At 59.0% G+C, this 11902-nt stretch carries 11 protein-coding genes; 7 read left to right on the top strand and 4 right to left on the bottom strand.

Annotation, left to right across the window (positions count from 1 at the left end; all coding sequences use genetic code 11):
* Positions 1-131: 131 nt before the first annotated feature.
* Positions 132-1322: a methionine adenosyltransferase gene (gene metK, locus J1G35_RS16555; protein WP_053128075.1), complete on the bottom strand. Its 1191-nt coding sequence runs from the start codon at positions 1320-1322 to the stop codon at positions 132-134.
* Positions 1323-1341: 19 nt separating this feature from the next.
* Positions 1342-2337 carry a metalloregulator ArsR/SmtB family transcription factor gene (locus J1G35_RS16550; protein WP_053128077.1) on the bottom strand — a complete coding sequence of 332 codons (996 nt, stop codon included), beginning with the start codon at positions 2335-2337 and terminating at the stop codon, positions 1342-1344.
* Between the two features lie 259 nt (positions 2338-2596).
* Between J1G35_RS16550 and tkt the strand changes: the two genes are divergently transcribed.
* The 6 genes from tkt (at position 2597) to fba (ending at position 8958) form a co-directional block, all read left to right on the top strand.
* A complete protein-coding gene (tkt, locus tag J1G35_RS16545; protein WP_223015468.1) occupies positions 2597-4594 on the top strand; it encodes a transketolase in 1998 nt (665 codons plus the stop codon).
* A 138-nt stretch (positions 4595-4732) separates the two neighbouring features.
* Positions 4733-5788, top strand: coding sequence for an erythrose-4-phosphate dehydrogenase (epd, locus tag J1G35_RS16540; RefSeq protein ID WP_053128081.1), 1056 nt, complete (start codon positions 4733-4735; stop codon positions 5786-5788).
* A gap of 17 nt (positions 5789-5805) precedes the next feature.
* Positions 5806-6969 carry a phosphoglycerate kinase gene (locus J1G35_RS16535; protein WP_223015467.1) on the top strand — a complete coding sequence of 388 codons (1164 nt, stop codon included), beginning with the start codon at positions 5806-5808 and terminating at the stop codon, positions 6967-6969.
* A 29-nt stretch (positions 6970-6998) separates the two neighbouring features.
* Positions 6999-7226: a hypothetical protein gene (locus J1G35_RS16530; RefSeq protein WP_053128084.1), complete on the top strand. Its 228-nt coding sequence runs from the start codon at positions 6999-7001 to the stop codon at positions 7224-7226.
* Positions 7227-7286: 60 nt separating this feature from the next.
* On the top strand, positions 7287-7619 hold the full coding sequence (locus J1G35_RS16525; protein WP_027606036.1) for an MliC family protein: 333 nt from the start codon (positions 7287-7289) through the stop codon (positions 7617-7619).
* Positions 7620-7893: 274 nt separating this feature from the next.
* Entirely contained in the window at positions 7894-8958 is a 1065-nt protein-coding gene (gene fba / locus J1G35_RS16520; RefSeq protein WP_003177554.1) for a class II fructose-bisphosphate aldolase, read from the top strand.
* Positions 8959-9018: 60 nt separating this feature from the next.
* Here fba and J1G35_RS16515 read toward each other — a convergent pair whose 3' ends face one another.
* A complete protein-coding gene (locus J1G35_RS16515; protein ID WP_223015466.1) occupies positions 9019-9312 on the bottom strand; it encodes a fructose-bisphosphate aldolase in 294 nt (97 codons plus the stop codon).
* A 767-nt stretch (positions 9313-10079) separates the two neighbouring features.
* Here J1G35_RS16515 and J1G35_RS16510 point away from each other — a divergent pair.
* Positions 10080-10643, top strand: a complete 564-nt coding sequence (locus J1G35_RS16510) for a hypothetical protein (protein WP_223015465.1) — start codon at positions 10080-10082, stop codon at positions 10641-10643.
* 330 nt (positions 10644-10973) lie between these two features.
* On the opposite strand, the gene J1G35_RS16505 is transcribed toward J1G35_RS16510, so the two are convergent.
* Entirely contained in the window at positions 10974-11639 is a 666-nt protein-coding gene (locus J1G35_RS16505; RefSeq protein ID WP_053128091.1) for a polysaccharide lyase family 7 protein, read from the bottom strand.
* Between the last annotated feature and the right edge of the window lie 263 nt (positions 11640-11902).

Below are 11902 nucleotides of genomic sequence, written 5' to 3'. Positions count from 1 at the left end.
GAGAGGGCGCGGATTCTAGAGGGCCATTATTGTGCCTGCAAGCTTTGGATCCAAAAAGTGTGAAGGCGGTCCCGCAGGCAATAAAAAGCCCCGCCGGGCAAACCCGGCGAGGCTTTATGTACCGTGAGCGATTACAGGCCGGCGGCAGTGCGCAGGTCGTTGGCGCGGTCGGTTTTTTCCCAGGTAAACGTGGTGAAGGTGTCGTCGCCGACAGTCTTCTGCGCAGGGGTGCGACCGAAGTGGCCGTAGGCTGCGGTTTCCTGGTACATCGGGTGCAGCAGGTCGAGCATGGTGGTGATCGCGTAAGGGCGCAGGTCGAAGATCTCACGCACCAGCTTGACGATCTTGTCATCGCTGATCTTGCCGGTGCCGAAGGTATTCAGCGAGATCGACGTCGGCTGGGCCACGCCGATGGCGTAGGAAACCTGAATCTCGCAACGCTCGGCCAGGCCGGCAGCGACGATGTTCTTGGCCACGTAGCGACCGGCGTAGGCGGCGGAGCGGTCAACCTTGGATGGATCCTTGCCGGAGAACGCGCCACCGCCGTGACGGGCCATGCCGCCGTAGCTGTCGACGATGATCTTGCGACCGGTCAGGCCGCAGTCACCAACCGGGCCACCAATGATGAACTGGCCGGTCGGGTTGATGTGGAACTGGGTGTCCTTGCTCAGCAGTTCGGCCGGCAGCACGTGCTTGACGATCAACTCCATCACGCCTTCGCGCAGGTCGGCGTAGGAAACGTCCGGGTTGTGCTGGGTCGACAGGACAACGGCGTCGATGCCAACCACCTTGCCGCCTTCGTAGCGGCAGGTCACCTGGGACTTGGCATCCGGGCGCAGCCAAGGCAGCAGGCCGGATTTACGCGCTTCGGCCTGACGCTGCACCAGCTGGTGCGAGAAGGTGATCGGTGCCGGCATCAGCACCTCGGTTTCGTTGCTGGCGTAGCCGAACATCAGGCCCTGGTCGCCGGCGCCCTGGTCTTCCGGCTTGGCGCGGTCGACACCCTGATTGATGTCAGGCGACTGCTTGCCGATGATGTTCATCACGCCGCAAGTCGCGCCGTCGAAGCCGACGTCGGAGCTGTTGTAGCCAATGTCGGTGATCACGTCACGAACGATCTGCTCGAGGTCGACCCAGGCGGTGGTGGTCACTTCGCCCGCGATGATCGCTACACCGGTTTTCACCAGAGTCTCGCACGCCACACGGGCGAACTTGTCTTCAGCAATGATGGCGTCCAGCACCGCATCAGAAATCTGGTCGGCGATTTTGTCCGGATGCCCTTCAGACACGGACTCGGAGGTGAAAAGGGAGTATTCGCTCATCTCGATGTTTTCCTGATATTTACCGATGGTGAGTGTCGCCAGTCGGTCGCTGAAAGTGGCGGACCTGGATCTGGAAACCATTACGTAAACCTACATAGAGGCTTTCCCCGGGAACGAGTCCCGCAGCGGTGGCCCAACGGGCCAGATCGTCCTGTTCAAAACCCAACCAGAGATCACCGCAGGCCTCCCTGGCCCAATTCTGGTTGTGGCTGCATAAATCCGTAACCAACAGGCTACCGCCGGGGTGCAGCAGCCCGGCCATTTGCTTGAGGGCGTCGGCGGGGGCTGCGAAATGGTGCAAGACCATGTTCAGCACCACGCAGTCGGCCTTGATCGTTGTACGGGTGAGTGCGTCAGCCAACTGCAGGCTGACATTGCCCAACGCCTCGCGCTCGCAGAGCTGGCGCGCCAGTTCGAGCATCGCCGGGCTATTGTCCAGCGCCGTGACTTGCTGAAAGCGGCGTGCCAGTTCCGGCAGGAAACCGCCATCCCCAGGCCCGACCTCCAGTGCCGTGGCCTCTTTACTGAAGCTCAGCTTGTCCAGCAACGCCAGCACGCTGTCGCGGTATTGGGCCAAGCCTGCGATCAGGTCCTGCTGGGCGCGAAATTTCTCGGCAACCCGTGCGAAAAAATCCTGGCTCGCAGCGGCACGTTGCCCGTGCACCTGGCCGATGCGTGACTGCACGTCGTGGGGCAGGCTCAGGCTATCCACTTCTTCAAGCAGGGCAGCGTGCAACTTGCCGCCGAGCAGGTCGGTGTGGGGCAGGGCGCGGCGGTAGAAAATCGCATTGCCTTCGCGGCGGGTGGCGACCAGGTCGGCCTGGGACAGCACCTTCAGATGGTGGCTCATGCCGGACTGGCCGATGGCGAAGATCTGTGCCAGTTCCAGCACGCCGAATGAATCGTTGGTCAGTGCGCGCAATACGTTCAGGCGCAACGGGTCGCCAGCGGCCTTGCACAAGGCTGCCAGGTCTTCACCGTCGTCAGGACGCAGGGAGGGCACGGGTAAGTTCATAAGGCCAGCAGTCTAGTGACGGGTTAGTATCCTCGCAAGGCCAATATCAAAAAGTTTTGATATTGGTCGATAAGTGGCAGTTATAAGCAACTGCTGTCTCCCTTAGACGAGCACGTAGCCGAGTTCTGCAAGCGATTGCCGCGTAAACCGCAGGAAAAACACCTTCAAGTGACTATCTGTCATTGCCCGCAGCCGGTGGCTGAGGGAAAATGCCGGTCCTTTTTTCCGTTTCTTTTAAGCAAACCCCAGGAGATCAGCGATGCCCAGCCGTCGTGAGCGTGCCAACGCCATTCGTGCCCTCAGCATGGATGCCGTGCAAAAAGCCAACAGCGGCCATCCCGGTGCCCCGATGGGCATGGCGGATATCGCCGAGGTACTTTGGCGTGACTACCTGAAACACAACCCGAGCAACCCGACGTTCGCCGACCGTGACCGCTTCGTGCTGTCCAACGGCCACGGCTCGATGCTGATCTACTCGCTGCTGCACCTGACCGGCTACGACGTCACCATCGATGACCTCAAGAGCTTCCGCCAGCTGCACAGCCGCACCCCGGGCCACCCGGAATTCGGCTACACCCCAGGCGTCGAGACCACCACCGGTCCCCTGGGCCAAGGCCTGGCCAACGCCGTTGGTTTTGCGCTGGCTGAAAAAGTCCTGGGCGCGCAATTCAACCGCCCCGGCCACGACATCGTCGACCACCACACCTACGTGTTCCTGGGTGATGGCTGCATGATGGAAGGCATTTCCCACGAAGTCGCTTCCCTGGCCGGCACCCTGGGCCTGGGCAAGCTGATCGCCTTCTACGATGACAACGGTATCTCCATCGACGGCGAAGTCGAAGGCTGGTTCACCGACGACACCCCTAAGCGTTTCGAAGCCTACAACTGGCAGGTAATCCGCAATGTCGACGGCCACGATCCGGAAGAGATCAAGACCGCCATCGACACCGCCCGCAAGAGCGCGCAGCCGACCCTGATCTGCTGCAAGACCACCATTGGTTTCGGCTCGCCGAACAAGCAAGGTAAAGAAGACTGCCACGGCGCCCCACTGGGTGACGCGGAAATCGCCCTGACCCGCGAAGCGCTGAAGTGGAACCACGGCCCGTTCGAAATCCCGGCCGACATCTACGCCGAATGGGATGCCAAGGAAAAAGGCCTGGCCACCGAAGCCGAGTGGGACCAGCGTTTCGCTGCCTACTCCGCCGAATTCCCGGAATTGGCCAACGAGCTGGTGCGTCGCCTGGCCGGTGACCTGCCTGCCGACTTCTCGGAAAAAGCCTCGGCCTACATCGCCGAAGTCGCGGCCAAGGGCGAGACCATCGCCAGCCGTAAAGCCAGCCAGAACACCCTGAACGCCTTTGGTCCGCTGCTGCCTGAGTTCCTCGGCGGTTCGGCTGACCTGGCCGGTTCCAACCTGACCCTGTGGAAGGGCTGCAAAGGTGTTTCGGCCGAAGACGCCAGCGGCAACTACATGTACTACGGCGTGCGCGAGTTCGGCATGAGCGCCATCATGAACGGCGTGTCCCTGCACGGCGGCCTGGTGCCTTACGGCGCGACCTTCCTGATGTTCATGGAATACGCGCGCAACGCCGTGCGTATGGCCGCGCTGATGAAGAAGCGGGTGATCCATGTCTACACCCACGACTCCATCGGCCTCGGCGAAGACGGCCCGACGCACCAGCCGGTCGAGCAACTGACCAGCTTGCGCACCACGCCGAACCTGGATTGCTGGCGCCCAGCCGACGCGGTGGAATCCGCCGTGGCCTGGAAGCACGCGATCGAGCGCAAGGACGGCCCTTCGGCGCTGATCTTCTCGCGTCAGAACCTGCAACACCAGGTGCGTACCGACGCGCAGATCGCCGACATCAGCCGTGGCGGTTACGTGCTCAAAGACTGCATCGGCGAGCCGGAACTGATCCTGATCTCCACCGGTTCCGAAGTGGGCCTGACGGTTCAGGCGTACGACAAGCTGACTGCCCAAGGCCGTAACGTGCGCGTTGTGTCCATGCCGTGCACCAGCGTGTTCGAAGCCCAGGACGCAGGCTACAAGCAATCGGTATTGCCGTTGCAGGTCAGCGCGCGTATCGCCATCGAAGCGGCTCACGCCGACTACTGGTACAAGTACGTGGGCCTGGAAGGCCGCGTGATCGGCATGACCACCTACGGTGAGTCGGCGCCGGCGCCAGCGTTGTTCGAAGAGTTCGGTTTCACCCTGGAAAACATCCTGGGTCAGGCTGAAGAGCTGCTGGAAGACTAAGTCAGTCTGCGTTGTCTGTACTGGCGCTATCGCGGGCAAGCCCGCTCCCACATTTGGATCTCGGTCTACTGTGGGAGCGGGCTTGCCCGCGATGGCGATACTGCATTCAACACCGAACTAACCTTGATCGAGAACCCCATGCCCCAACCGCGTCCCTACAAAGTTGCACTCAACGGCTACGGCCGCATTGGTCGTTGCGTCTTGCGTGCACTGTTTGAGCGAGGATCGGCGGCCGGGTTTGAAATTGTCGCGATCAACGATCTGGCCGACATGGCCAGCATCGAATACCTGACACGCTTTGACTCCACCCACGGCCGCTTCCCCGGCGAAGTGCGGGTCGAAGGCGATTGTCTGCATATCAAGGGCGACTGCGTGAAAGTATTGCGCAGTGCCACCCCCGAGGGCATCGACTGGGCGGCGCTGGGCGTCGACCTGGTGTTGGAATGCTCCGGTGCCTACAACACCCGCGCCGATGGCCAGCGTTTTCTCGACGCCGGCGCACCGCGTGTGCTGTTTTCCCAGCCGATGGCCAGCGAGGCGGATGTCGACGCCACCATCGTCTATGGCATCAACCAGGATTGCCTGACCGGCAATGAGCTGCTGGTGTCCAACGCCTCCTGCACCACCAACTGCAGCGTGCCGCTGTTGCGCCTGCTGGATCAGGCGATCGGCCTGGACTACGTGTCGATCACCACCATCCACTCGGCAATGAACGACCAGCCTGTGATCGATGCCTACCACCATGAAGACCTGCGCCGTACGCGCTCGGCGTTTCAGTCGGTGATTCCGGTGTCTACAGGCCTTGCTCGCGGTATCGAGCGACTGCTACCGGAACTTGCCGGGCGAATCCAGGCCAAAGCCGTACGGGTGCCGACGGTGAACGTGTCCTGCCTGGACATCACCATGCAAACCGTCAGCGACACTGACGCGACGGAGGTCAACCGGATCCTGCGCGACGCCGCCACCAGCGGCCCGCTCAAAGGCTTGCTGGCCTACACCGAGTTGCCCCACGCCAGTTGTGATTTCAACCATGACCCGCATTCGGCGATTGTCGATGCCAGCCAGACCCGCGTTTCCGGCCCGAGGCTGGTGAACATCCTGGCCTGGTTCGACAACGAGTGGGGGTTTGCCAACCGAATGCTCGACGTTGCGGAACATTATCTGCATATCGCCTCTAAACAACCTCAACAGTAACTCAGGAACTGCGACCCATGACCGTGTTGAAGATGACCGACCTCGATCTGCAAGGTAAGCGCGTACTGATCCGCGAAGACCTCAACGTCCCAGTCAAGGACGGTGTTGTCACCAGCGACGCGCGAATCCTGGCTTCGCTGCCGACCATCAAGCTGGCCCTGGAAAAAGGCGCAGCCGTGATGGTCTGCTCCCACCTGGGTCGCCCGACCGAAGGTGAGTTCTCCGCCGAAAACAGCCTAAAGCCGGTAGCTGACTACCTGAGCAAGGCCCTGGGCCGTGACGTGCCGCTGGTAGCTGACTACCTGGGCGGCGTTGACGTTAAGCCTGGCGACATCGTGCTGTTCGAAAACGTGCGCTTCAACAAAGGCGAGAAAAAGAACAGCGACGAACTGGCCCAGCAATACGCCGCCCTGTGCGACGTGTTCGTGATGGATGCCTTCGGCACCGCCCACCGCGCCGAGGGCTCGACCCACGGCGTGGCCAAGTTCGCCAAGGTGGCGGCTGCCGGCCCATTGCTGGCGGCTGAACTGGATGCACTGGGCAAAGCCCTGGGCGCTCCGGCCCAACCGATGGCTGCCATCGTTGCCGGCTCCAAGGTGTCCACCAAGCTGGACGTGCTTAACAGCCTGAGCCAGATCTGCAACCAGTTGATCGTCGGCGGCGGCATTGCCAACACCTTCCTGGCTGCAGCCGGCCACCCGGTGGGCAAGTCCCTGTACGAGCCGGACCTGCTCGACACCGCCCGCGCCATTGCCGCCAAGGTCAGCGTGCCGCTGCCGGTGGACGTGGTGGTTGCCAAGGAATTCGCTGAAACCGCCGAGGCCACCGTCAAGCTCATCGCCGACGTGGCTGCTGACGACATGATCCTGGACATCGGCCCGCAAACTGCAGCCAACTTTGCAGAACTGCTGAAAGCCTCCCAGACCATCCTGTGGAATGGCCCGGTCGGCGTGTTCGAGTTCGATCAGTTCGGCAACGGCACCAAAGTGTTGGCCAAGGCGATTGCCGAGAGCTCGGCATTCTCCATCGCTGGCGGCGGCGACACCTTGGCGGCTATCGATAAATATGGCGTCGCCGACCAGATCTCCTACATTTCCACCGGTGGCGGCGCATTCCTCGAATTCGTCGAAGGCAAAGTCCTGCCGGCCGTCGAAGTGTTGGAAACCCGAGCCAAAGGCTAAGGCTCGTGATCCGGAAAAGGAGCATTCCCATGATCAAGTCATTGGCACTGGTAATCGCAGCGGGCCTGTTGGTCGGCTGCGGCAGCACGCCAAGCGCAGCGCCGCAGGCAGGGAAACCTGCCCCGGAGCAGAAAAAAAGTTGCTACCAGGCTGACTGGCAAGCCGAAACCATGCCGGTGATCAATAAGCGCATCGGCAACGAACGGCTGGAGAAATACGACTCTGCGCCCAACGGTCAGGAACAGGGTTGTCCTTGACGGGTCTGATCAACTAACCGACGGCATCGGCGGCCTTTGGCCCCGCTGCGAGGATTGGCAATGAAAGGCGTTTTCGCCCTGGCAGCCCTGGCCCTACTGGCCGGTTGCAGCAGCATGAACATGTTCAACAAGGCAGAGCCGGAAGGTAAGTGGACCACCTGGACCTGCGACAGCAAGGCCGAGGTCAACTGGCGCTTCGCCAACCAGGCCCGCAGTGAGGTGGATGTACGCCTCGGCGGTTCCGACCAGGTTTATCGCCTCAAACAGGATGTGGCGGCTTCGGGCGTGCTGTACAGCAACGACCAGTTGGCGTTTCACACAAAAGGTGAGGAAGGACTGGTTTACTGGGTTGCCACCGACGATTTGATCGGGCGCGGCTGCAAGGCTCAATAAGATTTCAAATTTGATGCGATCCAAATGTGGGAGGGGGCTTGCCCCCGATAGCGGTTTGTCGGCACACCCATGTGCTGGCTGATCCACTGTCATCGGGGGCAAGCCCCCTCCCACATTAAATCCGGTTCCAAAGTGGCATAGGTGGTGAACCGGACGATGCAATAACGATTCAGCACGCCAGGCATGCAAAGCCTGACCTGCAATAACTTGAATAGCAGCCGCCGCTACGGCAGGCTTGCACGATTAACGACCCTCGACCGGGAGAGACAACACAATGGCACTTATCAGCATGCGTCAGATGCTGGACCACGCAGCCGAGTTCGGCTACGGCGTCCCAGCCTTTAACGTCAACAACCTTGAGCAGATGCGCGCCATCATGGAAGCCGCTGACAAGACCGACTCCCCAGTGATCGTCCAGGCTTCGGCCGGTGCCCGCAAATACGCCGGTGCTCCTTTCCTGCGTCACCTGATCCTCGCTGCGATCGAAGAATTCCCACACATCCCGGTGTGCATGCACCAGGACCACGGCACCAGCCCTGACGTGTGCCAGCGCTCCATCCAACTGGGTTTCAGCTCGGTGATGATGGACGGCTCCCTCGGTGAAGACGGCAAGACCCCTACCGACTACGAGTACAACGTACGCGTAACCCAACAAACCGTGGCCATGGCCCACGCCTGCGGCGTCTCGGTTGAAGGCGAACTGGGTTGCCTGGGTTCCCTGGAAACCGGCATGGCCGGTGAAGAAGACGGCATCGGCGCCGAAGGCGTGCTGGATCACAGCCAGATGCTGACCGACCCGGAAGAAGCTGCCGACTTCGTCAAGAAGACCCAAGTGGACGCCCTGGCGATCGCCATCGGCACCAGCCACGGCGCCTACAAGTTCACCAAGCCACCGACCGGCGACGTACTGGCCATCGACCGCATCAAGGAAATCCACAAGCGCATCCCTAACACCCACCTGGTGATGCATGGTTCTTCCTCGGTACCGCAAGAGTGGCTGGCGATCATCAACCAGTACGGCGGCGACATCAAAGAAACCTACGGCGTACCGGTTGAAGAAATCGTCGAAGGCATCAAGTACGGCGTGCGCAAGGTCAACATCGACACCGACCTGCGCCTGGCGTCCACCGGCGCGATGCGTCGCCTGATGGCCACCAACCCTAGCGAATTCGACCCACGTAAATTCTTCGGCGCCACCGTGACCGCGATGCGTGATGTGTGTATCGCTCGCTACGAAGCCTTCGGCACCGCCGGTAACGCTTCGAAGATCAAACCGATCTCGTTGGAAGCGATGTACCAGCGTTACTTGAAAGGTGAGTTGAACGCTAAGGTGAACTAAGCCTCAGGCGCTAAAAAAGAAGCCCGCAGTGATGCGGGCTTTTTTGTTTATGGAATTTGATCAGGCGACGGTGGAGCTGTCGAAACCCCGGTGTTCAATCACCCGGAATACATCGCTCACGTCCTGGACGAGAATACGTGCGGTATTGGCCACGTTATTCAGATCACGCTCGGCGAAGTCCGGCAGGCTGGAGCAGGCGATCAGGTTGAGGTGTTCAAGGGCGGCGTTGAGGCGTTCACGCAGGCAGGCGTGAAGGTCGAGCAGTGGGGCGTTGCTGTCGATCAGGAGCACGGGGTAATCGGTGGCGGTTTCCGTGCAAGGGGTGAAGCGGCGGGGTGGTAGTTGATCGTTCATGGCAAATATTCCTCGTATCTAAAAAGGACTACCGCCGTTCGCTGCGAAACGAAAGGGTGGCAGCTGTGTGCGGGTTCGCAGACCGAGGATACGAGGAACCCGGCAGACCCGAAGGTCTCCCACACACAGCCACCATAAAGTGAACGCCGGACGCAGAAGCGCTCGTCGTTGCATTCATGATGCTTGGTTGCACACGTATCGTTAGGGCTGCGAAACCCCATCGCCGATCAATACCAGCGACGGGGCGAACTATAAGCGGCGAGTAGGCTTGCTGCAACGGCCGCGTAGGACGAGCACCGAATCCTCAGCCTGCACAGAACAAGGGAGAGGGCAGCCCTAATACCGATCAGTTAAGCGTACTTGCCTTCTGTAGGAGCGAGCTTGCTCGCGAAAAACGTCAACGGTAACGCGTGCATCCTGGATAAATGCGGTGCCTGTGAGTTCTTCGCGAGCAAGCTCGCTCCTACAGAGGGCGGTGGTGGGTTTAAGTGCTTGGATTTAGCAGGGAATCAGCCTTGCACTCATCAGACAATGCCTACTCGAAATGAGGCCAATCCATTCACTCGTGACCATAAGCGCTATCGAACTTTTGTTATCAAGTGCTTTATTGGGTATAAATTTAATTTCGAAACCCTCTAAAAAACTGTCAGTTATAACAGGTGTTTTTGGGGAGGGTGTTTTCTATTATAGGTGCGGCAATTGATTTGCGGTTTTTGAAGTGTCCCATGTTTTCAAATTATAATTTTTTATTTTCATGGAGGTGTTTTATGAGCTCTTCTGATGTCGAACAATCATTTACCGGCCGATTGAAGTATATGTATGCCAGTGACTCAAAGAGGGCGGCGGTTACTTTCAAAACGTTGGTGGCGACCAGTAATCCCGATGGTTCGAATGCACTTGCTCAACCGAAAATTAGTGAGTATTTGTGTGCTAATACGTTTGAGAGTGAAGGTGCGCTTCTCTATTTTCGCTGTGTTGAAGGGGCCTATGTCATTTATAGTCGCGATCAAAATCAGCAGTATGGAAAATGCATAGGTTTATATAAAAAATACCTTTGTGTCGGGGACACTACAAGTAATTTTGATATTGCGACTTATGATGAATCCTATAAAAATCAAGTTAAATTTGATTTGACGAAGGTTGATGCTGGTGTGAGCACTGTAAAAATCAGCTTGAACTCTTTAAGTGAAGGAATAGTGGGGGTGTATGAGCAGGTTGATGTTGCAGGCTGTTGGTGGGGGTATTTATATGCCCAAGGTCGCAGAGGGGGCGTGGGGTTTGAATTGACCATCGTTGAGCGGAATGTCGACTGGGTATCGAAATCGCAGTGATCGATTGTCTGTTGAGTGAGTAGGGCGTTCGTTCTGGCAGCAAACCCTTTCGCCAGTCAATACCAGCGACGGGGCGAACTATAAGAAGCGGCGAGTAGGCTTGCCCTATTGCCGATCAGTTAAGCGTACTTGCCTTCTTCTGTAGGAGCGAGCTTGCTCGCGAAAAACGTCAACGGTAACGCGTGCATCCTGGATAAATGCGGTGCCTGTGAGTTCTTCGCGAGCAAGCTCGCTCCTACAGAGGGCGGTGGTGGTTTAAGTGCTTGGATTTACCAGGGAATCAGCCTTGCACTCATCCGACAATGCCTACTCGAAATGAGGCTAATCCATTCACTCGTGATCAATATCCAACTTCGCAAACGTCACCTTTGCGCCTTCCTTGCTATTCCCGCTGTTGTCCTGCACATAAGCGCCCGCCTTGAAGTACAGCGGCTTGGCCGCCCACGCCGCACCGATGCGCTCGTTCCACTCACTGTCGGCGGCGTACACGCTGAGCAGGCCGGCCTTGTTGAGGTTGATCACGTAGGTGAAGCTCTTCTCCAGAGGCACATTGGACGCGACGATGATCACGCGGCTTTCATCTTCATCCGGGCGCATGCGCACTTTGGCGACGATGTTGCCGGTCTGGGTCTTTTCCTTGAACTGGTATTCGAGCTTGATCAGCGGTTTCTGGCTGTCATAGGCGTGGATCTGGCCGATGACGATCTTGCCGCTGGAGGGCACCTGGTTGACTGCGAGGGTGGCGCGCAGGAAGTTGTCGGCTTCAGGGTAGGTCCAGTTGCGCAGGCGGCCGTCGGCGTAGGTTTCGCGCAGTTCGCTGCGCGGGTACACGGCGTTTTCGGTACGGGTGCCGGTGACGGGTGTCCAGAATTGCACGTTGCTGCCTTCGGCCTGGAAGTATTGGTCATTGAAGCCGCTGAGCAGCTTTGGCGTGTCGATGGTCGCGGGGGGCGAGCCGACCGGAATGCTCAGGTTCCAAGTAGAGAGGTCGATCATGGCATTGGCCTTTTACAGGGGGGTGAAGGCTTTGGCCCGGGGGCCTGACAGGTTCTTTATAGGCGGTGGTCGGCCAGTTGTTAAACGTTTGCTGGCAATTTATTGGCGCCAAGGGAATGCCAAAAAGCCATGTTTCCCATGAACCGTGGGCTGTAGAGGTTGACCGTTAGTCGGCTGACTGAACTTTGGCGCAATGATGGCATCCACGTCACTTCTGATTTTCAGGATCCAGGGCTAGAGTGAGGCCTCAATGTTTGTCCGGG

It is taken from the genome of Pseudomonas sp. SH10-3B, from assembly GCF_019891415.1.
Taxonomy (GTDB): Bacteria; Pseudomonadota; Gammaproteobacteria; order Pseudomonadales; family Pseudomonadaceae; genus Aquipseudomonas.
This window is presented reverse-complemented; position numbering and strand designations above follow the sequence as displayed.

Excerpts from the sequence above, each read along its gene's own strand:
- metK (WP_053128075.1), bottom strand. The coding sequence starts at position 1,322 with ATGAGCGAATACTCCCTTTTCACCTCCGAGTCCGTGTCTGAAGGGCAT.
- J1G35_RS16510 (WP_223015465.1), top strand. The coding sequence starts at position 10,080 with ATGAGCTCTTCTGATGTCGAACAATCATTTACCGGCCGATTGAAGTAT.
- J1G35_RS16535 (WP_223015467.1), top strand. The coding sequence starts at position 5,806 with ATGACCGTGTTGAAGATGACCGACCTCGATCTGCAAGGTAAGCGCGTA.
- J1G35_RS16550 (WP_053128077.1), bottom strand. The coding sequence starts at position 2,337 with ATGAACTTACCCGTGCCCTCCCTGCGTCCTGACGACGGTGAAGACCTG.
- J1G35_RS16525 (WP_027606036.1), top strand. The coding sequence starts at position 7,287 with ATGAAAGGCGTTTTCGCCCTGGCAGCCCTGGCCCTACTGGCCGGTTGC.
- tkt (WP_223015468.1), top strand. The coding sequence starts at position 2,597 with ATGCCCAGCCGTCGTGAGCGTGCCAACGCCATTCGTGCCCTCAGCATG.
- J1G35_RS16505 (WP_053128091.1), bottom strand. The coding sequence starts at position 11,639 with ATGATCGACCTCTCTACTTGGAACCTGAGCATTCCGGTCGGCTCGCCC.
- fba (WP_003177554.1), top strand. The coding sequence starts at position 7,894 with ATGGCACTTATCAGCATGCGTCAGATGCTGGACCACGCAGCCGAGTTC.
- J1G35_RS16530 (WP_053128084.1), top strand. The coding sequence starts at position 6,999 with ATGATCAAGTCATTGGCACTGGTAATCGCAGCGGGCCTGTTGGTCGGC.
- J1G35_RS16515 (WP_223015466.1), bottom strand. The coding sequence starts at position 9,312 with ATGAACGATCAACTACCACCCCGCCGCTTCACCCCTTGCACGGAAACC.
- epd (WP_053128081.1), top strand. The coding sequence starts at position 4,733 with ATGCCCCAACCGCGTCCCTACAAAGTTGCACTCAACGGCTACGGCCGC.